At 71.5% G+C, this 20,767-nt stretch carries 18 protein-coding genes and 1 pseudogene; 12 read left to right on the top strand and 7 right to left on the bottom strand.

What is annotated here, in order from left to right; genetic code table 11:
- Window positions 1-94 precede the first annotated feature (94 nt).
- From FIV44_RS06395 to FIV44_RS06355, 9 genes and pseudogenes are all read left to right on the top strand, one after another.
- A pseudogene (locus FIV44_RS06395) lies at window positions 95-268 on the top strand (DUF255 domain-containing protein); the annotation flags it as partial.
- A 175-nt stretch (window positions 269-443) separates the two neighbouring features.
- Window positions 444-665 (top strand): hypothetical protein, encoded by a 222-nt coding sequence (locus FIV44_RS06390; protein WP_141003722.1) that lies wholly within the window; start codon window positions 444-446, stop codon window positions 663-665.
- A complete protein-coding gene (locus FIV44_RS06385; protein ID WP_141003721.1) occupies window positions 662-1,093 on the top strand; it encodes a type II toxin-antitoxin system VapC family toxin in 432 nt (143 codons plus the stop codon). The genes FIV44_RS06390 and FIV44_RS06385 overlap by 4 nt, the downstream gene beginning before the upstream one ends.
- A gap of 138 nt (window positions 1,094-1,231) precedes the next feature.
- Window positions 1,232-2,848, top strand: coding sequence for an AAA family ATPase (locus FIV44_RS06380; RefSeq protein WP_141003720.1), 1,617 nt, complete (start codon window positions 1,232-1,234; stop codon window positions 2,846-2,848).
- Between the two features lie 63 nt (window positions 2,849-2,911).
- Window positions 2,912-4,150 (top strand): IS256 family transposase, encoded by a 1,239-nt coding sequence (locus FIV44_RS06375; RefSeq protein ID WP_141003212.1) that lies wholly within the window; start codon window positions 2,912-2,914, stop codon window positions 4,148-4,150.
- Window positions 4,151-4,751: 601 nt separating this feature from the next.
- Window positions 4,752-6,752, top strand: a complete 2,001-nt coding sequence (locus tag FIV44_RS06370; protein ID WP_342778882.1) for a thioredoxin domain-containing protein — start codon at window positions 4,752-4,754, stop codon at window positions 6,750-6,752.
- The gene (locus tag FIV44_RS06365) at window positions 6,749-7,423 is read left to right on the top strand and encodes a matrixin family metalloprotease (RefSeq protein ID WP_141003718.1); all 675 of its coding nucleotides are present in this window, start codon (window positions 6,749-6,751) and stop codon (window positions 7,421-7,423) included. The genes FIV44_RS06370 and FIV44_RS06365 overlap by 4 nt, the downstream gene beginning before the upstream one ends.
- Window positions 7,414-8,307: a DUF1353 domain-containing protein gene (locus tag FIV44_RS06360; protein ID WP_141003717.1), complete on the top strand. Its 894-nt coding sequence runs from the start codon at window positions 7,414-7,416 to the stop codon at window positions 8,305-8,307. Before FIV44_RS06365 ends, FIV44_RS06360 begins: the two co-directional genes overlap by 10 nt.
- A 20-nt stretch (window positions 8,308-8,327) precedes the next feature.
- A complete protein-coding gene (locus tag FIV44_RS06355) occupies window positions 8,328-9,806 on the top strand; it encodes an aldehyde dehydrogenase family protein (protein WP_141003716.1) in 1,479 nt (492 codons plus the stop codon).
- Between the two features lie 43 nt (window positions 9,807-9,849).
- Here the strand turns inward: FIV44_RS06355 and FIV44_RS06350 are convergent, their stop codons facing one another.
- Window positions 9,850-10,803, bottom strand: a complete 954-nt coding sequence (locus tag FIV44_RS06350; protein WP_141003715.1) for a DMT family transporter — start codon at window positions 10,801-10,803, stop codon at window positions 9,850-9,852.
- Here FIV44_RS06350 and FIV44_RS06345 point away from each other — a divergent pair.
- Window positions 10,802-12,316: an aminotransferase-like domain-containing protein gene (locus FIV44_RS06345; protein ID WP_141003714.1), complete on the top strand. Its 1,515-nt coding sequence runs from the start codon at window positions 10,802-10,804 to the stop codon at window positions 12,314-12,316. The two genes, FIV44_RS06350 and FIV44_RS06345, sit on opposite strands and share 2 nt — an antisense overlap.
- Window positions 12,313-13,581 (top strand): NHL repeat-containing protein, encoded by a 1,269-nt coding sequence (locus tag FIV44_RS06340; RefSeq protein ID WP_141003713.1) that lies wholly within the window; start codon window positions 12,313-12,315, stop codon window positions 13,579-13,581. The genes FIV44_RS06345 and FIV44_RS06340 overlap by 4 nt, the downstream gene beginning before the upstream one ends.
- Window positions 13,582-13,611: 30 nt before the next feature.
- On the opposite strand, the gene FIV44_RS06335 is transcribed toward FIV44_RS06340, so the two are convergent.
- Genes FIV44_RS06335 through FIV44_RS06320 form a run of 4 tightly spaced genes read right to left on the bottom strand, consistent with a single transcriptional unit; the run spans window position 13,612 to window position 17,519 of the window.
- The gene (locus FIV44_RS06335) at window positions 13,612-16,137 is read right to left on the bottom strand and encodes a tetratricopeptide repeat protein (protein ID WP_141003712.1); all 2,526 of its coding nucleotides are present in this window, start codon (window positions 16,135-16,137) and stop codon (window positions 13,612-13,614) included.
- A 10-nt stretch (window positions 16,138-16,147) separates the two neighbouring features.
- Window positions 16,148-16,879, bottom strand: a complete 732-nt coding sequence (locus FIV44_RS06330; RefSeq protein WP_141003711.1) for a hypothetical protein — start codon at window positions 16,877-16,879, stop codon at window positions 16,148-16,150.
- Between the two features lie 23 nt (window positions 16,880-16,902).
- Window positions 16,903-17,292 carry a type II toxin-antitoxin system VapC family toxin gene (locus FIV44_RS06325; RefSeq protein ID WP_181411022.1) on the bottom strand — a complete coding sequence of 130 codons (390 nt, stop codon included), beginning with the start codon at window positions 17,290-17,292 and terminating at the stop codon, window positions 16,903-16,905.
- Window positions 17,289-17,519 (bottom strand): type II toxin-antitoxin system Phd/YefM family antitoxin, encoded by a 231-nt coding sequence (locus FIV44_RS06320; RefSeq protein ID WP_141003709.1) that lies wholly within the window; start codon window positions 17,517-17,519, stop codon window positions 17,289-17,291. Before FIV44_RS06320 ends, FIV44_RS06325 begins: the two co-directional genes overlap by 4 nt.
- A 68-nt stretch (window positions 17,520-17,587) precedes the next feature.
- Here FIV44_RS06320 and rlmC point away from each other — a divergent pair, with 68 nt between their 5' ends.
- A complete protein-coding gene (gene rlmC / locus FIV44_RS06315; protein WP_141003708.1) occupies window positions 17,588-18,784 on the top strand; it encodes a 23S rRNA (uracil(747)-C(5))-methyltransferase RlmC in 1,197 nt (398 codons plus the stop codon).
- On the opposite strand, the gene trhA is transcribed toward rlmC, so the two are convergent.
- Both trhA and FIV44_RS06305 read right to left on the bottom strand, forming a co-directional pair.
- Window positions 18,745-19,485: a PAQR family membrane homeostasis protein TrhA gene (trhA, locus tag FIV44_RS06310; protein ID WP_141003707.1), complete on the bottom strand. Its 741-nt coding sequence runs from the start codon at window positions 19,483-19,485 to the stop codon at window positions 18,745-18,747. The genes rlmC and trhA overlap by 40 nt on opposite strands.
- A 24-nt stretch (window positions 19,486-19,509) precedes the next feature.
- Entirely contained in the window at window positions 19,510-20,682 is a 1,173-nt protein-coding gene (locus FIV44_RS06305) for an AIM24 family protein (protein ID WP_141003706.1), read from the bottom strand.
- Window positions 20,683-20,767 lie beyond the last annotated feature (85 nt).

Here is a 20,767-nt window from a genome sequence, read left to right as displayed (position 1 = left end):
GGCATGGGTCAGGTGACGTAGAGGATCGGGTCCGAGACCTTGGGTGGCCGTGGTGAGTCGTCGGTGGCCCACGAGTCCGTGACAGGCTGGAGCCGTGCCCAACAGACTCGCGGCCGCGACCTCGCCGTACCTGCTCCAGCATGCCGACAACCCCGTCGACTGGTGGGAGTGGGGGCCCGAGGCCTTCGCGGAGGCCAAGCGAAGGAACGTCCCCATCCTCCTGTCCGTCGGGTACGCCGCCTGTCACTGGTGCCACGTGGCATGTCTGAGCGTGGATCAGCGAGGCCTTGCCGCATAAGCGCACGTCAGAGGGCTGTTTCGTGCCGATCCGGTTCGTTCGGTGCCGTTCGGTGCCACGGATTCCGGGGGCCTCGTCTATCACTCCCGTGTATCACTCGGGCTGGTTGCCGCCCGCTGCCGGCACGCGCGTTTACACTTTTCGTATGACCGCGAACCGCGACGAGCTGATCCACCTGATCGAGGGCCTGCCCGACGATCAGGTCGACGTCGTGCTCGCGGACGTGCGGCGGTTGACGACCAAGAGGTCGGTGGGGGAGTGGCCGCCGAAGTTCTTCGCGATCGGCGAGTCCAAGGACGGTCGTACCGACAACGCGCGCCGCGTCGACGAGATCCTCGCTGAGGGATTCGGGGCCTGCCGGTCGTGATCATCTGCGACACCGGCCCGATCTTCGCAGCGGCCGATCGCAGGGACGCCGACCATCACGCCTGCGTCGAACTTTTCGCCGGCCTTCACTTGGCAGGCCGGCGTCTGCTGTTGCCGCAGACCGTCATGGCTGAGGTCGGCTACATGCTTGAGGTGAAGGTCGGAACTTTCGCCGAGGTCGCCTTCCTCGATTCCGTGGCCAACGGAAGCTTCGAACTCGTCGCCCTCACGCAGTCGGATATCGCGCGTGTCGCTGAGTTGGTGTCCCGTTATGACGATCTTCCGCTCGGGACCACCGACGCCTCGGCGATTGCCCTGGCTGAGCGCCTTGGCGTGGACGAGATCGCGACGCTCGACCACCGCCACTTCCGAGTGGTGCGCCCCAGCCACGTGCAGGCATTCACGCTGCTGCCGACACTCTCGTCCTGACCGACGATCCGGTGACTCGTCGTTCGTCTCTCGCCCAGATCGACCAAGTCTCGCGTGGCTGGCCTGCGTCAATCCCGCCCAGAATGGGCGCCTCGATGTCGGGTGCCTGTTCACACGCCACGCGGGAACGTGCGCGTCGTGGCATCGACCGTCGCGCCAACGAGCGAAGATGGCACGGTGCCTGACGTGACTTCGCCTAGCTCACTTCTCGTGCCGGGTTTCGGACTCGGCGGATTCCGAAGCCTGCGGGAACTGCAGCCGCTGGGCCCCCTGCGCAAAGTGACCTTGGTGGCTGGTCAGAACAATTCAGGAAAGTCGAACATTCTGCGGTTCGCGCGGCTCCTCGCATCGTCCAAGTTGGCGGAGCTGACTTGGGTTGACGAGCCTCAACCACCTGGCCCGCCACTTCTCTTGCAGTTCGCATACGATCCTGTCGGTGACGAGGAGCTCAGCCAGTATCGCGATTCTCAAAGCTGGCGATCGGGTCTTCTTGAAGCGCTAAGACACCCGGTCTTTCATCCCGTAGCAGGTGACCACGTCTGGTTGACGTACTCGGCGGAGAACGGAGCGCGCGGATCCGGGCGGGCCCGGACATGGAGTCTCGACGAGGGGTTCCTGACTGCCGCGATTGAGGCCTTGGGCACGGCCGGCAGAAGCCTTTCCGAAGCATCTTCCGCGATGACGTCAACTGCTGGCGGCGGCGCGACCCATGACATCCGTCGCGTTCTTGAGAAGATCTTCCCGCTCTCGCCGCCCTCAGTGGAAACGGTTGGAGCATTCCGCCAGATCGCAGCAGGCGACGAAGCGGACGGCACGACCGACGACTACAACGGTCGAAACCTAGTTCGGCGGCTAGCCCTCCTGGACCGACCTCCAACGCAGAGCTTTAAGGAAGCGCGGGCCAAGTTCGACGCGATCAGTCAGTTCGCCCGGGCCGTTCTTGAAGATCACGAGGTGGAGATCCGGATCCCCGCTGATCAAAGCGAGATCCAGATTCAGCAGAGCGGGCGGGTCTTGCCGCTGGCCAGTCTTGGGACCGGCATCCATCAGGTAATCATTCTTGCCGCAGCGGCAACCCTTCTTGATAACACGTTGATATGCATCGAGGAGCCAGAAGTGCACCTGCATCCTCTGCTGCAGCGAAAGTTGATTCGTTACTTGTCGGACGCGACGACCAACCAGTACCTAATAGCTACTCATTCCGCTCACCTGCTTGACTACGAGCGAGCCTGCGTTCTCCACGTGAAGCACGACTTGGAAACAGGCACCAAGGTTTCCCAAGCCACGACACCTCAGGCCGTATCTGACCTTTGCGGCGACCTCGGTTATCGGCCCTCGGATCTCATTCAAGCGAACGCTGTGATCTGGGTCGAGGGCCCATCGGACCGGGTGTACGTCAACCACTGGATTGCAGCCGTGGCTCCCAACGAATTCGTCGAAGGCATCCATTACTCAGTCATGTTCTACGGCGGGGGATTGCTGCGACACCTAACTGCGAACGACCCCTCAGTCGACGACTTCATCTCGCTCCGGCGCCTGAACAGACACTCGGCGATCCTCATTGACAGCGATAAGACCTCGTCGAACGCGCGCCTCACGGCTACCAAAGTCCGGGTGCGTGATGAGTTTGATCGCACGGACATGCCTGGCTTCGCTTGGATCACCGCATGCCGAACGATCGAGAACTACGTTCCTGGTAAGAGTCCCCGGGAGTGGTGGGGTTTGAGGGACCAGCGGCGAGGCGTCAGCACGTAGGCGGCCATCGGCGGGATCTTCGGTGTGAACGACCAAGAACACACTGAAGAAGGAGTCCCTCCGATGGCCTTGCCCCAGTCTGCCCTGTCCGAGATCCTCGACGCGTTTCGTGCCGGTGATGGTGTCGACCTGATCCGTGAATCGGTCCGTGTCGCGCTCCAGGAGCTGATCGAACTCGAAGCGACCGAACGGATCGGCGCCGCGCCCTACGAGCGCACCGAGGACCGCACCAACGAGCGCAACGGCCACCGGACGCGGCCGTTGACCACCAAGGCCGGCGACGTCGAGCTGCGGATCCCCAAGCTCCGCAAGGGATCGTTCTTCCCGATCATCCTCGAACCCCGCCGCCGCATCGACCAGGCGCTCTACGCGGTGGTGATGGAGTGCTACGTCCACGGCATCTCCACGCGCAGCGTCGACGACCTGGTCGAAGCGATGGGCGGCTCCGGGATCTCCAAGTCCGAGGTCTCCAGGATCTGCGCCAACCTCGACGAGACCGTCGGCGCGTTCCGCACCCGCACCCTGGACCACGTCGAGTTCCCCTACATCTACCTCGACGCGACCTACCTCCACGTCCGCAACAAGCCCGGCAAGGGTGGCCAAGTCGTGTCCATGGCCGTGGTCGTCGCGACCGGCGTTACCGCCCGTGGGGACAGGGAGATCCTCGGACTGGACGTCGGCGACAGCGAGGACGAGACGTTCTGGCGAGCGTTCCTGCTCAGCCTCAAGCAGCGAGGTCTGGGCGGGGTACAACTGGTGATCAGCGACCAGCACTCCGGGCTAGTCGCAGCCCTGTCCCGAGCGTTCCAGGGCGTCGCGCACCAACGGTGTCGTGTCCACTTCGCCCGCAACCTCCTCGCCCACGTCCCCAAGGGTCAGGCCGACTACGTCGCCGCAGCGTTCCGGATGATCTTCGCCCAAGCCAAGCCAGCCGACATCGACGCGGCCTGGGACCGCACCCGTGAGGAGTTCGCCCTCAGGTGGCCCAAGATCGGTCCCTACATGGACGACGCGAAGACCGAGGTCCTCGCCTTCACCGCGTTCCCGCGCGAGCACTGGCGCAAGATCTGGTCGACCAACCCGCTCGAGCGGGTCAACAAGGAGATCAAGCGCCGCTCCCGCGTCGTGGGGATCTTCCCCAACCCCGCTGCGGTCATCAGGCTGGTCGGAGCCGTGCTGATCGACATGCACGACGAGTGGATCGCCGCCGATCGCCGCTACCTGTCTGAAGGCTCGATGGCGAAGCTCTACGAGACCAGCGATACTGACCCCGTCGCCGCCATCGAGGGCAGCGACTCGTAGGCACCGAGGATCACCTCAAAGCCCACCACCCCGCGGGGCTCTGTCCGTTCCTGTTGCCACCCTGTCGGCGGCGGTCGCGCAGGCACACAGTCGCAGTACCTACGCACCGCCAACCGACAAATGGTCAGAACCACTCCACATCACGTCGCCAACCCGTCGCCGTCGCTCGGGTAGTAGCGGGACCCTCGAGGAGCCAGCGCGGGTCAGCCCAGACAAGGTCCGGATCGCCCGAGTTGCGGTGTCAAACTGGCCGATGGAGGACGTGTCGGGTGAGGTCAGAAGCCAGGCCGAGCGACTGGCTCAGTTCATTCGGGTTGCGAATGGTTCCACCGCTGTTCTCCCTGCCAGCCCCGCTCGATAAGGCGGAGTGGCCACCGCGTCAAACCGCCGCGAGTGACCTTCTCCGTCATGTCAGCAGGTCCGTTGCTGCGGTCGTCAGGTGGAGCCCTCGGTTCCTGTCACTGGCGACGAGTGGCAGGCACTTTATCGACACACGTGCGATTCGTGGGGCAGTGGCGGCGGCGATCTTGAGGGCGATCGTGTATCACTCTCGTGTATCAGGCGGTGCCCGAGTTGTGGATGGTGAACAACAGCTCGTGGCGTGGGGGAGGATGGGCATGTGAACCGTCTCGGCGCTGCGACCAGCCCGTATCTTCTACAGCACGCGGGGAATCCCGTGGATTGGTGGGAGTGGGGCGAGGACGCCTTCGCGGAGGCCAAGCGAAGGAACGTCCCCATCCTCCTGTCCGTCGGGTACGCCGCCTGCCACTGGTGCCACGTCATGGCCCACGAGTCCTTCGAGGACGAGGCGACGGCGGCGTACCTCAACGAGCACTACGTCAGCATCAAGGTCGACCGGGAGGAGCGGCCGGACGTGGATGCGGTGTACATGCAGGCGACCACCGCGATGACGGGGCAGGGCGGGTGGCCGATGACGGTGGTGATGGACCACGAGGGGGCGCCGTTCTTCGCGGGGACCTACCTGCCGGACCAGCCGCGGCACGGGTCGCCGTCGTTCCTGCAGGTGCTGCGGGCGCTCAGCGGGGCGTGGGTCGACCGGGGCGAGGACGTACGGCGGACCGCGGCCAATGTCGCCGAGCACCTCCGCAAGGAGGCGAGCCTGCCGTCGTACGCGCTGACGGGGGAGCGGATCGACGGGGCGGTGGCGACGCTGGCGGGGGAGTTCGACCCGATGGCGGGCGGGTTCGGGCAGGCGCCGAAGTTCCCGCCGACCATGGTGTTGGAGTTCCTCCGCCGCTATCGGGGGGAGTCGGAGCAGCAGGCGCGGCACATGCTGGCGCGGACGGTCGCGGCGATGGCGGGTAGCGGGATGTACGACCAGGTGGGCGGCGGGTTCGCGCGGTACGCCGTCGACCGCGGCTGGGTGGTGCCGCACTTCGAGAAGATGCTCTACGACAACGCCCAGCTGCTCGGGCTGTACGCGCGACTCGGCACCGACCTCGGTGCCCGGATCGCGACGGAGACGGCCGACTTCCTGCTCCGCGAGCTGCGGACGGCGGAGGGCGGGTTCGCCTCGGCGCTCGACGCGGACAGCCCGGCCGAGCTGGGCGAGCACGCCCACGAGGGCCTGTTCTACGTCTGGACGCCCACGCAGCTCGTCGCGGAGCTCGGCCCGGACGACGGAGCCTGGGCGGCGGAGCTGTTCGGCGTCACGGCCGAGGGCACCTTCGAGCACGGGACGTCGACCCTGCAGCTGCGGCACTACCCGCAGGATCCCGCGGACCAGGACCGCCTGGCCGAGGTACGACGCCAGCTGCTCGCCGCCCGCGAGCGCCGCCCGCGGCCGGCTCGCGACGACAAGGTCGTCGCCGCCTGGAACGGCCTGGCCATCTCCGGGCTGGTCGACGCCGCCCGGCGACTCGACCGCCCCGACTATCTGGCAGCGGCCGTCGAGGCGGGCGAGCTGATCGCCGGCCTCCACCTGCAGGACGGCCGGCTGCGCCGGGTCTCCCGCGACGGCGTGGCCGGGACCCATGCGGGCGTGCTGGAGGACTACGGCTGCGTGGCGTCGGGCTTCCTCGCCCTCGCCCAGGCCACCGCGGACGCGCGCTGGCTCCGCCTCGCGACCGGCCTGATCGACACCGCGCTGGCCGAGTTCGCCGCGCCGGACGGCGGGTTCTACGACACCGGCGCCGGCGCGGAGGTCCTCGTCACGCGACCCCGCGACCCCGGCGACAACGCGTCCCCGAGCGGGTTCAGCAGTCTGGTCCACGCGCTCGTGGAGGCGCACGCGCTCACCGGCGAGGGCCGGTACCGCGACGCCGCCGAGACCGCGCTCGCCACCGTCAGCGTGCTGGCCGACAAGGCGCCCCGGTTCGCCGGCTGGTCGCTGGCGGCCGCGGTCACCATGCTCGACGGGCCGCTCGAGGTCGCGGTGGTCGGCCCCGCGGGCCCGCAGCGCGACGCCCTGGTCGCCCGGGCCCTCGCCCTCCCGGGGGCGGTCGTGGTCGCCGCCGACGAAGCAGAGGAGGGCATCCCCCTGCTCGCCGGCCGGACGCCGGTCGACGGGCGGCCGGCGGCGTACGTCTGCCGGGGCTTCGTGTGCGAGCGCCCGGTCACGGAGCCGGCCGGCATCGGGTGAGGAGTCGCCGGCTCTGGGCGGCCGTGCTCCTGCTGAGCGCGGCGCTCTTCGCCGGCGTCGTCGCGGTGTCCGCGACCGGCTTCGGTCGCGCGGTGCCCGACCCGGCGTACGCCTTCCTCCAGGAGCAGCCGTACGCCGCCGGCGAGCCGGTCACCTGGCGGCCGTGCGAGCCGATCCGCTACGAGGTCAACCCCGCGCACGCTTCCGGCAGCGACGACGAGGCCGTCGCGAGGGTGCAGGACGCGGTGGCCGAGGTCGCGGAGGCCAGCGGCTTCCGGTTCCGGTACGTCGGCACGACCGCGCGGCGGCCCGCGGACGCCGACCAGCTCGCCCCGGGGCCTGCGCCGCCGGTCCTCGTCGCCTGGGCGCGGGCGGACGAGGTCGAGGACCTGGCCGGGGAGGTCGCCGGGATCGGCGGATCGGTGTCGCGCGAGCAGGACCGCTGGTCCTGGTACGTCACCGGCCGCGTCGTCCTCGACGCGGACGCCGTCGACGATGCGGACGACGAGCGGGCGACGCTGCTCCACGAGCTCGGCCACGTGCTGGGGCTCGACCACGTCGACTCGCGCCGCGAGCTGATGCACGCCCAGAGCGCCGGTCAGGAAGACTTCGGTCCGGGCGACCTGGAGGGCCTCGCCCGTCTCGGGAAGGGGACGCAGGCATGCAGCTGACGTCGTGGACACCGGTCCGTCCGGAGCCCGAGCGGTTCCACGACGAGGGCTCCGGCGACCCGCCCCGGATCGTGCTGGAGCGGGTCGAGTCCGGCGACGTCCACCGCCGCACCGAGCGGTTCCGGATGCTGCACCGGATCGCCTACCGCGACCGGGAGTACGGCGACCTGCTGGTGCCGGCCGACCTCGACGTCTTCGAGACCGACCTGACCTCGGTCCCCACCATCTTCACCTGGCTCGTGCCGCGCACCGGCCGGCATCTCCCGCCGGCGCTGCTCCACGACGGCCTCGTGCACGCGCCCGACGAGCCCGCGAGCTATCTCTCGACCGAGGGCCACGTGCTCGACCGGGTGGCCGCGGACCGGGTGTTCCGCGCCGCGATGCGGGACACCGACACCGGCCCGGTCCGCAGCTGGCTGATCTGGTCGGCGGTGACGCTCGGGACGATCTGGTCCGGCTCGACGACGTGGAGCCCGGCCCGGCACCTGCGCTACCGCGCGGCGGCCGTGATGACCGTGCTGGTGGTCGCGGTGCTCGGCGTGCTGGCCACGCTCGACCTCTTCGACGTCATCGACGGCGTGCCGTGGATGGGCGACCGGTCGTTCGCGATGGAGCTCGTGGGCGGGCTGGCCGGCGCGGTCGTCGTACCCCTCCTGCTCGGCCTGACCTGGGGCCGGTTCGCCGTCGCGGGCGTGATCACCGGCGTCGCGCTCGCGGTGCTGCTCCACGTGACCGTCGTGCTCGCGCTGATCACCCTCGGCTACCAGGCGACCGAGTGGGTGGCGCGACGGCGCCCGCTCGCCGCCGTGACCATCGCCGGCGTTGTGATCACGGCCCATGTGGCGCTGGTGGTTTTGTTCATCGGACCGTTCCGCTCGAGGTGACCGGCGAGTAGGTTCGGAGCGTGACCACCATCGACGCCGCAGCCACCTTCGACTCGCTCGACCCCGCCACCGGCGCGGTCGTCGGTACGCACCCCCTCCACGACGCCGACCAGGTCCGCCACGCGGTCGCCACCGCCCGCAAGCAGGCCGAATGGTGGCGCGCGCTCGGGTTCGACGGCCGCAAGAAGGCGCTGGTCCGCTGGCGCAAGGTGATCGCCCGGCGGATGGAGGAGCTCGCCGCCCTGATGGCCCGCGAGACCGGCAAGCCCGACGGCGACGCGCTGCTCGAGACCGCCCTCGCGATCGACCACCTCGCCTGGGCGGCCGGTCACGCCGAGAAGGTGCTCAAGCGGCGCAGCGTCTCGCCGGGCCTGCTGATGGTCAACCAGGCCGCGAGCGTGGAGTACCGCCCGCTCGGCGTGGTCGGCGTCATCGGCCCCTGGAACTACCCCGTCTTCACCCCGATGGGCTCGATCGCCTACGCCCTCGCGGCCGGCAACGCGGTCGTCTTCAAGCCCTCGGAGTACACCCCCGGCGTCGGCGAGTGGCTCGCCGCGACCTTCCAGGAGGCCGTCGGGCGGCCGGTGCTCCAGGTCGTCACCGGGTACGGCGAGACCGGGGCCGCGCTCACCGCCGCAGGCGTCGACAAGGTGGCCTTCACCGGCTCGACCGCCACCGGCAAGCGGGTGATGGCCGCCTGCGCCGAGACCCTGACCCCCGTCGTGATCGAGGCCGGCGGCAAGGACGCGCTCATCGTCGCCGAGGACGCCGACGTCGCCGAGGCCGCCGAGGCCGCGCTGTGGGGCGCCGCCGCGAACGCCGGCCAGACCTGCGCCGGCGTCGAGCGGGTCTACGTCCACGACCGGGTCTACGACGAGTTCCTCGACGAGCTCGTCGCCCAGGCGAAGCAGCTGGAGGCCCGCCCGGGCGGCCAGGTCGGCCCGATCACCATGCCCTCGCAGGTCGACATCATCCGGCGCCACGTCGACGACGCCCTCGCCCGCGGCGGCCGGGCGCTGGTCGGGGGTCCGGTGCCCGAGGGCGCCCGCTTCGTGCAGCCGACCGTGCTGGTCGACGTACCCGAGGACTCGGCGGCGGTGCAGGAGGAGACCTTCGGCCCCACGGTGACCCTGACCCGGGTGACCAGCATGGACGAGGCGGTCGAGCGGGCCAACGGCACCCGGTACGCGCTCGGGTCGACGGTGTTCTCCAAGGACCACGGCATGGAGATCGCGGAGCGGCTGCGCGCCGGGATGACCGCGATCAACGGCGTCATCTCCTTCGCCGGCATCCCGACCCTGCCGTTCGGCGGCGTCGGCGACTCCGGCTTCGGCCGGATCCACGGGCCCGACGGGCTGCGCGAGTTCACCTACCCGCACGCCATCGCCCGGCAGCGGTTCAGGCCGGCCATCGCGCTCACCACCTTCCGGCGCACCGCCAAGGAGGAGAAGCAGCTCACCAAGGTGGTGCGCGGCCTGTACGGACGCGGGAAGAGCTAGCCAGCGGGGCACCGTCTTCCCGTCGTACCGGACAAAACGGTCGTCAAATCGGTGATTTCACAGCCGTTCTGTCCGGTACGACGGGCGCCCGCCGTCGGGAGGAGCTGGCGCCCGCCGCGCAGGCCACGACGGCCGACCCGCCCATCACGGTCAGCCAGGTCACCCGCTCGCCGAGCAGCAGGCCCGCCCACGCGATGCTCAGCACCGGCTGGGCGAGCTGGACCTGGCTGACCTGCGCCATCGGGCCGATCGCGAGGCCGCGGTACCACGCGACGAAGCCGAGGAACATGCTCACGCACGCGAGGTAGGCGAAGCACAGCCACTGCGCGGATGTCGCCGAGGGCGGACGGGCGGCGACGCTGGCGGCGGTGAGTGCTGTCATCACCGGAGCCGCGAGCACGAGCGCCCAGGAGATGGTCTGCCACGAGCCGAGCTCGCGGGAGATCACGCCGCCCTCGGCGTACCCGGTCGCGCAGGCCAGCACCGCCAGCACCAGCAGGGCGTCGGCGCGCTGGAGGTGGCCCGGGCCGCCGCCCTGCACCACCGCGAACCCGACCGCGGCGACCGCCCCCAGCGCGGCGTACGCCCAGAACGCCCGCACCGGGCGCTCGCCGGTGCGCAGCACGGCGATCACCGCGGTGGTCGCGGGCAGCATCGCGATCACCACGGCGCCGTGGCTCGCAGGCACCTCCGTCAGCGCGTACGACGTCAGCAGCGGGAACCCGGCCACGACCCCGCCGGCCACCACCGCGAGCCGGAGCCACTGACCGCCGCGGGGCGGCCGCTGGCGGGTCAGCGCGAGTGCGGCCGCGGCAAGGGCGGCCGCGACCACCGCCCGGCCGGCGCCGGCGAACAGCGGGTCCAGCCCACCGACCGCCACCCGGGTGAGCGGGACGGTGAACGAGAAGGCCGCGACGCCGAGCAGTCCCCAGCCGAGCCCGGCGTGCGTCGATAGCGGATCGGGGCGCGATGCGATAGCGCTACTCTGTGCTGACATGGACAACGATAGCAGCGCGCGGATCGTCGCCGGGCTGCGCGCCTGGATCCGGGACGCGCCCGCGGGCGCGCAACTGCCGGCGACCCGCCGGCTCGTCACCGAGTACGGCGCCGGCCCGGTCACCGTGCAGAAGGCGCTGCGTCGGCTGGTGGCCGAGGGGCTGGTCGAGAGCCGTCCGGGCGTCGGCAGCTTCGTCCGCGCGGTCCGCCCCGCGCGGGGACCCGACTTCGGCTGGCAGACCGCCGCACTGCGCACGCCGCGGGCCGACCTGTCGACGGTCGCGGGTCCGCTGCAGACGCCGCCTCCCGACGCACAGGCGCTGCATGCGGGGTACCCCGGACCGGACCTGCTGCCCGAGCGGCTGGTCCGCACCGCGCTCGGCCGGGCGGCCCGGGGCGCGGCGGCCACCTCGCGCCCGCCGGCGGCGGGGCTGCCGGAGCTGCGGGCCTGGTTCGCGACCGAGCTCGCGGACGCGACGCCGGCCCAGCTCTCCGCGGTGACGGCGAACGACGTGGTCGTGGCGCCCGGGTCGCAGAGCGCGCTGGCCTCGATCTTCCGTGCGCTCGTCGCGCCCGGCCGGCCGCTGCTCATCGAGTCGCCGACGTACTGGGGCGCCATCCAGGCCGCCCGGCAGGCGGGCGTCGCGCTGGTGCCGGTGCCGAGCGACGCGCACGGGCCGGACCCGGCCGAGGTCGACCGGTCGTTCCGGGAGACCGGCGCCCGGGCGCTCTACGCGCAGCCCAGCTTCGCCAACCCGACCGGCGCGCAGTGGAGCGTGGAGCGCGCCGAGCAGGTGCTCGACGTCGTCCGCGCGCACGGGGCCTTCCTGGTCGAGGACGACTGGGCGCACGACTTCGGCATCGACGCCGAGCCCCGACCCCTCGCCGCTCACGACGACGCCGGGCATGTCGTGTACCTCCGCTCCCTCACCAAGAGCGTGTCCCCGGCGCTGCGGGTGGCCGCCGTCATCGCCCGCGGGCCCGCGCGGGAGCGGATCCTCGGCGACCGCGCCGCGGAGTCGATGTACGTCAGCGGGCTGCTCCAGCAGGCGGCGCTCGAGGTCGTCAGCGACCCCGGCTGGCGCACCCACCTGCGCCGGCTGCGGGTCCAGCTCCGCGAGCGCCGGGACCTGCTCGTCGCGGCGGTCCGCGACCATGCGCCGTCGCTGGATGTCGGCGTGGTGCCTCCCGGTGGACTGCACCTGTGGACCCGCCTGCCCGACGGCATCGACGCCGGCCGGCTGGTCCGCGACTGCGCGGCCGAGGGGGTGTGGGTCGCCGCCGGCGACGAGTGGTTCCCGGCGGAGCCGGCGGCGCCGTACCTGCGGCTGGCGTTCATCGGTCCCGAGCCGGCGGGCTATCCCGACGCCGCGGGGGTGATCGAGCGGGCGGTCGGTCGTGCGAGCGAGCGCATCGTCCGGCATCGTGCGGACGACGTGCCATCGGCAGGCGGCCCGGGTTGGATCGGCCCGGACGGAGCCGCGGGGGCTCCCGCCACGGAAGGGAAGTCATGAAGCGGATGGTGTCGGCGGTGGTCTCGGTGGGCCTGCTCGCGGTGGCCCTGGTGCCGTCAGGCTCGGTCGGGGCGGCGGGGGCCGCTGCCGGTCCGGGGCCGGTCGGGTACGCCTATGCGACGGAATGGATCTACTCGACGGACGCCTCGGAGACCGTCGAGGCCGTGGCGACCGACGCCGCCGGTCGGGTGTACCTGGGCGGACCAGCCGCGGGCGGACCGGGGACGAGTGCGAAGGTGGTGCATGTCTACGACGCCGACGGCGCTCCGCGGGCGACCTGGGAGATGCCCTTCACAGCAGCCTCCACGGTCGGAGGGATGGCCGTGGACCCGGCGGGGAATGTGTATGTCTCCGACTACATCGGGGCCAGCATCGATGTGTACTCGAAGACCGGCCAGTTCCTGCGGTCCTACCGGATGAATGACGACGGGGATCACACGACGTCACTGGCCGGTATCGGGATCGGTCCCAACGGGTGGATCTACGCCGCGAGCCCGACCGCCGACCAGGTCGTGGTCTTCGACGTCGCCAACAATCGGCAGGGCACCTTCGGCGGCTCCGGCTCCGCTCCGGGGAAGTTGAACGCGCCCTGGGGACTCGGCATCGCGCCCGACGGCAGCGTCGTCGTGGCCGACAGGCGCAACCACCGCATCGAGGTCTTCACCGCGGACGGCGACTATGTGACCAGCTGGGGAGGGCTGAACGGCGGCCCCGAGGCCTTCGTCGGGGAACCGCAGGAGGTCGAGGTCCGTGACGACGGCGTCGTCCTCGTCGTGGACCTGTCCGACCAGGTGAAGGCCTTCACCCTGGCCGGCGTGTATCTCGGGAGCGTCACCGCCACCACCAAGAGCGCCGGGACCATGAGCGAGAAGACGGGACTGGCGTTCGGCCCGGGGCGGGAGCTCTACCTCAGCGGCTCCCCGGCCCCCTTCCAGAACGGGGTCGTCAAGTATGTCTTGGCAGGTGCGGGCGCCGGGATCGCCAAGGTGAAGGCGCCCAAGAAGGGCGTCCGGGTCGCGAAGAAGAAGCTCAAGATCACGGTGAAGTGCATCAGCGCGACGCCGTGCTCGGGCACGGTGACCGTGAGGACGAAGAAGGGCAAGCCGCTGGCCAAGCCCAAGGCCTACGCGATTCCCGCGGGCGCCAAGAAGAAGGTCAAGGTCAAGCTCACGAAGAAGGGCCTCAAGACCGTGCGCAAGAAGCGGGTGACCAAGGCCGTCGTCACCGTCACGGGCAGCAGCAAGAAGATCAAGGTCCGACGCTGAGGGCCTGACGCTCGCGCCACCGGCAGCAGGTCAGCTGCGAAGCCGTTCGCGCAGCGGCGCCGCCTCCTCGGAGCCCACCTGCTCGAAGAGCTCGAGCGCCCGCCGCCAGTGGCGGTGGGCGAGCGCGGAGTCGCCCGAGGCCTCGGCCACTGAGCCGAGGCCCTCGGTGGCGCGGGCCACCCCGAGCGGGATGTCCGACTCCTCGGCCACCTGCGCCGCGGCCGCGTAGTGCCCGCGCGCGGTCTCGGTCTCGCCGAGCCGGAGGTCGAGGCGTCCGAGCTCGGTGAGGATCTCGATCTGCCCGCTGCGAAGGCCGGTCTGCACCGAGTTGTCGAGTGCTTCGAGCAGGTGGGCGCGGGTCTCGCCGTACTCGCCCAGAGCCTCGGAGGCGAGCGCGAGGTTGGCGAGGCCGCGAGGCAGCGACGGGTGGCCGCGGCGACGGGCGAGATCGACGCCGCGGCGGGCCGCGTCGCGGGCCGCCGTCGCATCCCCCATCGCGAGGAGGGGGTCGACCATGTTGAGCACGTAGTCGGTCAGCTGGTCGAGGTCGCCCAGCTGCTCTGCGAGCGCCTGCGCGCGACGACTGGCGGCCACGGCGAGCTCGGGCCGTCCGGAGCGGTGGTGGACCACGGAGAGGTTGTCGACGGCCTGGGACTCGCCGAACAGGTCTCCGATCCGGCTCGCCAGCTCCGCCGCCCGCTGGAAGCCGGCGATGGCGTCGTCGTGACGCCCCTGCATGGTCGCGATGACGGACAGCGCGTTGACGGCCTTGCGCTCGCCGCCGGCGTCGTCGGCGGCGACGAGCTCGGAGCGCGCGGTCTCCAGGACGGTCGCGGCCTCCTCGAACCGGGCGAGAAAGGCGAGGGTCTGCCCCAGACCGAGCCGGGCGCGGGCCAGCAGCATCGACGTGCCCGGCCGGTCGGTCCCGCCGGCCTCGGCCGCCGCGATCGCCTGGCGATGCAGCTGCTCGGCATCGTGGAGGCGCAAGGTGTGGTTCAGCCACCAGGTGGTCGCTCCGGAGAGCTCGCAGCCCAGCAGCGGCCGCCCGATCCGGGCACCGGACTGCGCGATGGCGAGCACGCTGTCGACGTTGTCGGCCAGCCAGGCCCGGCCCTCGTCGTCGTCGAGGGCGACCAGGTCGAGATCGTCCGGCGGCTGGTACTCCCACGGGACGCCGTCGAAGCGAGCCCGGTGCGCCGACCACGCCATCACGAGGAGGTGTCGCGCCAGCCGGCCGAGCGCGGCGACCCGGTCGCTGGGCCGGTCCAGCTCGATCGCCTGGTCACGGGCGAACATCCGCACCGCGTCGTGCAGCGCGAACCGCCTGGGACCGCTCATGCCGACCAGGTGGAGCTCGCGGAGCTCGGCCAGGACGGAGGCGGCCTCGCTCTCGGCACGGCCGGTCAGCGCGGCCACCTGGACGAGCGTCAGGTCGGCGCAGGGCTGGTCGGCCAGCTGGCGAAGCACCGCGCGGCTCGCGGGCGCCAGGAGCTGGTACGACGCCTCGAGACCCGCGTGCAGGTCGTCACCGAGCCGCGCGGGCCGTTCGGCGAGGGCCGCGAGGTGGTCCGCCATCGACCAGCCGACGCGCTGGGCCATCCGTCCCGCGGTGAGCGAGACGGTCAGCGGCAACAGTCCCGTCGCGGTCACGATCTGGAGCGCGGCCGGATCCGTGGCGTCATCGGAGTGGCCGGCGATCTCGCTCAGCAGACGGGCTGCGTCGGCGGCGTCGAGATCGCCGAGCTCGATCGTATCGGTGTCCGACAGCTCCAGGCGGCGGCGACTGGTCACCAGCGTGATCCCCGAGGGGTTGCAGCCGGCGAGGGCGACGACCTGCTCGGTGTCGGCCGCGTCGTCGAGGACCAGCACCCGGGGATCGTCGGCTGCCAGCTCGCCCGCGAGCGCGGCGACGGCCTCGGCCGGATCACCGGGCACCCGCGAGCTGTCGCCGAGCAGCCGCAGCAGGCCGGCGGCGACCGCGCGCGGCGCCGCCGGTGGCAGGTCGGCGTCGAAGCCGCGCAGGTCGGCCAGCAACACTCCGTCGGAGCGGCCGTCGGCCAGCAGGCGCCGAGCCGCCTCGACGGCCAGCGTCGTCTTGCCGGCGCCGGCCAGCCCGGTGATCGCGAACACCGCGCCGGGCTCGGCCGCGGCGATCCGCGCCACGTGGTCGTCCCGCCCGACGAAGTGCTCCTCGGGTGGCAGATCGGCGCGCACGCCGGCCGACTCCTGCGCCGCGTGGGCCTGCTGCGCCCGCCGGCACTCCTCGGCCCAGCGAGCCGCCTCTGCCGCGTCGGCCCCCAGCACCGCGACCACCTCGGCCACGAGGTCGGAGTCGAGGCGCTGGCGGCCGGTCCGGAAGATGTCGTAGACCGTCGACTTCGCCACCCGGGCCTCGCCGGGCGGCACCCCGGACGCCGCCCGGGCGTCGGAGACCAGGCGGGCGATCTCGGCGTACGACGGGTGCCCGGCTCGCCCGCGCAGCTCCTGGAGGGCGACTGCGATCGCATCGAAGCCCGACGCGCCGGCCGGCGCGCGGGGACGAGCGACGCGACCCATGGCGGTCAGGCTACTTCGCCGCCGGCGACGAGCCGCGCTCGGCGTTGAGCACCGCGATCTTCTGCCAGATCTTGCGCTCCAGCGAGACCGTCAGCGTCTCGATCGTGCTGACCGTGTCGAGCACGACCGGGTCCCGGGAGGCCTCGGCGCACAGGGCGGCCGTCTTGCCGACCAGGCTGAGCAGCTCGGAGCAGTAGTCGAGGTAGTACTCCAGCTGCTGGGGCGTCAGGTCCACCTCGACGCTGGCGGTCGTCGGCCGGAACGAGGCGCGGAACCGCTCGGGATCCTTGGTGAGCTGGTGCATGTCGACGATGTGGGCCAGCGACCGCAGCCGGTGGAGCAGCTCGAGCAGGCTCGAGCGCTGCAGCCGCTCCGGGACGGAGTAGAGGAACCAGATGGCCAGCGCCGCGAACACCAGGTCGTTGACCGCGCTCTCCAGCAGTGGGATCCATTCCAGGCCGTCGTCGGGGGCGTCGGCGATCGCCGAGCGGAGCGCCAGCGCCATCACGGTCCCGGTGACGACCAGGACCGCGATGATCCCGAAGCGGGACAGCGGCCGCAGCCAGGACCGCCGGCCGCGTGCGGACGCCGTCGAGGAGTCCACCGTCTGCACCAGCGCCGCCAGCTCGCCGACGACCCGATGCAGCCCGCGCCCGGGGAACCGCGCCCCGATCCGCTGCTCCAGGCGGCGGACGGTGGCGAGGACCGGTGCGGCCTGCACCTTCTCGAGCGGGGAGGACACGGCGGCAGCCTACGAGGATGTGCTCACCAGCGCAGGAGGGAGAGTCCCGAGAGAGAGGCGAATGCCTCGTCGGCGGTGACGAGGGTGAGGTTCTCCGAGAGCGCCTGCGCGGCGAGCAGTCGATCGAACGGATCGCGATGGTCCCAGTCGAGCGACCCGGCCAGCAACGCATGCGTCGTCGTCACCGGTAACGCGAGTGCCGGTAGTTGGGCCCGGGCCTCGACCCAGCGATCGCGCAGAACCACCGCGCCCGGGAACGTGCCCAGTCGCACCTTGAGGGAGACCTCGAACGCCGAGACATCGGAGACGACCCGCCGTGGCGCCTCTTGGAGGGCGGTACGCACGTCCTCGGGAACCTGGCTGTCCCGGCGTACGCACCAGTAGAAGGCGTGCGTGTCCAGCAGCAGGCTCACAGGCCCCACGCGGCGAGCTCCTCGTCGGCGAGCGGCGCGAAGAACTCGTCGGGAATCGCGGGGAGGTCGAGAAATCCGAGCCGGATCTCGGGCGCCGTGAACGGCTCGAGCCGGGCGACAGGCTTGCCGCCCCGGGCGATGATGATCTCCTCGCCTGCCTCGACCCGCGCAAGGATCCGGGAGAGGTTCGTCTTGGCCTCATGGACGTTGACGACGACAGCAGTCATGGACTAAGGGTAGTGGACTAAGTCGAGACCGGCAAGTCGCCGAGATGCTGCCGCCTACGATGGATCTCATGGCTCTCGCCGTGCTCGACTGCACCCACTTCACGGTGGGGGAGTGCCGGTCCTGCGCCTGGCTCGGGCGCGGGTACGACGACCAGCTGGCCGCCAAGCAGACCGCGACCCGGGCACTGGTCGACGCCCCCGGCCTGCGGTGGGAGCAGCCGGTCACCAGCCCGGACGCCGGCTTCCGCAACAAGGCGAAGATGGTCGCCGGCGGCACGGCGGACGCGCCGACGCTCGGGATCCTCGGCGCGGACGGCGCCGGGGTCGACCTGCGCGACTGCGCCCTGCACACGCCGGGCATCGTGGCGGCGCTGCCGGTGCTCGCGGAGCTGGTGCGGCGCGCCGACCTGACGCCGTACGACGTCCGGTCGGCGGCGCCGGTGGCCCGGCGCGGCGAGCTCAAGCACGTGCTCGTCACGGAGTCGCCCGACGGCGAGCTGATGGTGCGGCTGGTGGTGCGCTCGACCGCGACCGAGGCACGGGTGCGCAAGTACCTGCCCTGGCTGCGCGACGTCCTTCCGGGGCTGCGCGTGCTCACCCTCAACGTCCAGCCCGAGCACCGGGCGGTGCTCGAGGGCGACCGCGAGATCGTGCTGACCCGGGCCGAGACCCTGCCGATGCGGCTCGGCGCGATCAGCCTGCACCTGCGCCCGCGCAGCTTCTTCCAGACCAACACCGCGGTCGCCGCGGCCCTCTACACCGAGGCCGCCGCCTGGGTCGCCGACCTGGCGCCGCGGCGGGTGGTCGACCTCTACTGCGGCGTCGGCGGCTTCGCCCTCCACCTGGCCGCGCCCGGCCGGCGGGTGACCGGCATCGAGATCAGCGCCGACGCGATCGCCAGCGCCGAGCGCTCCCGCGACGAGGCGGGGCTGCCCGGCACCATCGACTTCGCCGTCGGCGACGCCACCGCCCCCGCGCACACCGGCCTGCTGCGCGCCGCCGACCTGGTCGTGGTCAACCCGCCCCGCCGCGGCCTCGGGCACGACCTCTCCCAGCGGCTGGAGGAGTCGGGCGCGGCGCACGTGCTCTACTCCAGCTGCAACCCGGAGACCCTGGCCCGCGACCTGGCCGACCTGGCGTCGTACCGGCCGGTGCGGGGACGGCTGCTCGACATGTTCCCGCAGACGCCCCACGCGGAGGTGCTGGTGCTGCTGGAGCGCGACGCTCAGCGCAGGGAGTACGTCGCCAGCGAGACGCCGACGTAGTGCGTGGCGAACGCGGCGATGGTGAAGCCGTGGAAGATCTCGTGGAACCCGAACACCCGCGGTGACGGGTTGGGCCACTTGAAGCCGTAGACCAGGCCGCCGACGGTGTACAGCGCGCCGCCCACGGCGATCAGCACGAAGATCGCGATCCCGATGCCGAGCCCGAGGGCGGTGGCGCCGTGGAAGAACGCCGGGATGAAGAAGATCGCGGCCCAGCCGAGGGCGATGTAGATCGGCGCCGACAGCCAGCGCGGGGCAGTGGGCCAGAACAGCTTGAACCCGATGCCGAGCAGCGCGCCCGTCCACACGACGGAGAGCATCACGACCCGCGAGGCGCCGTCGAGCAGGATCAGCGCGAACGGTGTGTAGGAGCCGGCGATGAACAGGAAGATGTTGGAGTGGTCGAACCGGTTGAGCACCTGCCAGACCTTCGGTGACCAGGTCCCGCGGTGGTAGAGCGCGGAGATGCCGAAGAGCAGCAGCGCGGAGCCGGCGTACAGTGCCGAGCCCACCTTCGTCGTGGCGGTCGGGGACAGGGCGATGAGGACGACGCCTGCGGCCAGGACGAGTGGGGTCGACACGAGATGGATCCAGCCGCGGAGCTTGGGCTTGATCTCCGCGACCTTCTCGCTGATCTGCTCCCCGAGGTCGTCCAGCCGGGCGCGGACCTTGTCGTTCGCGTGGTGGAGGGCCTGGTTCATGGGGCCGAGGATACCGTCCCGGTGTCAGCCCGCGGTCGGGATCCGGGGTCCCTCGGAGGGCTGCACGATCACGAAGCCGGCTCCCTGGAACGCGACCTGGAAGGCCTCCCCGGAGCCGCGGCCGATCAGGGCGCCCGCGGAGACCGTGGAGCGGATCGAGGTCTGCAGGTGCACCGACCACGCGACCAGCGCGTCGGAGTCGGCGAAGGTCGCCGCCTCCGCGGGGTTGAGGACGACCGGCTCGCCGTGGGTGGTGATCGCCACCCAGCCGGTGCCGCGCAGCGTGGTGTTGAACAGGCCGCCGGCCGCGATGCTGCCGCCCTTGACCCGCTCGATGTTCCAGTCCAGCGCGGCGGAGAACGCCAGCACGTTCTTGCCGTTGACGGAGATCCCGCTGTTGTTGAGGTGGAGCACGTGGACGTGGTGGGCCTCGTCGGCGAGGAACACGTCGCCCTGGCCCTCGACCCGCATCAGCGACAGGCCCTCGCCGGTGAACGCCTTCTTCAGGAACTTCGCCGCGCCGCCCCCCTGGTAGGCGAAGTTCACATTGCCCTGGTACGCCACCATCGCGCCCTGCCGCGCCATGAACGGCTCGGCGATCCGGACCCGCAGCAGCCGGCTGTTCTGCAGGCTCGCGCCCACGCCGTCCTTCTCGCTGAAGCGGCCGTCGATGAGATCGCCGGTGATGCCCGCGAAGGCGTTGGCGGGGACCTGCTGGTCGCCGTACGCCGCCATCGGCTGGGCGGCGGGCTGGGGCTGGGCCTGAGCGGGGGCCTGGGGCGGGTACGCCGGCGCCGGGGTCCACGGCTGGGCCGGCTGCTGCTCGGGAGCCTGCTCCATCGGCTGCTCGGGTGCCGGCTGGCTGGCCGGCTCCGCCGCCCGCGGCGCGACCGCCGTCACGGCGTCGAAGGAGAACGCCGGCTCCGGGTCGGCCTCGCCCGACTGCCCGCCCGACTCCGCCGACTCCGCAGGCCCGGCCGCCTCGGCCTCGGCGGCCTGCTCGGCCTCCTGGCTGCCCACCCACGCGTCGCCGGACGCCCCGCTGTCGGCGGCCCCGGCGCCCGCGTCGGCCGCGGGATAGAGCGGGGAGGTCGACTGGACGCCCTGGTCGGACACGTGGTCGGTCCACTGGGCGCCGTCCCAGTAGCGGAGCTCGTGGCGGCCGGTCGGGTCCGGGTGCCAGGCGGCTGCAGTCATGGTCGTCCTATCTGTCTGGTCTCGGGGGAGAGGCCGGGGGTACGTGCAGGTGCCCATCGTGTCAGTCGGGTGGGTAGGCCGGAAC

The organism is Nocardioides humi, from assembly GCF_006494775.1.
In the GTDB taxonomy this organism is placed as follows: Bacteria; Actinomycetota; Actinomycetes; order Propionibacteriales; family Nocardioidaceae; genus Nocardioides; species Nocardioides humi.
Note: the sequence above shows the minus strand (reverse complement) of the source record. Positions and strands in the feature narration are given on the sequence as shown.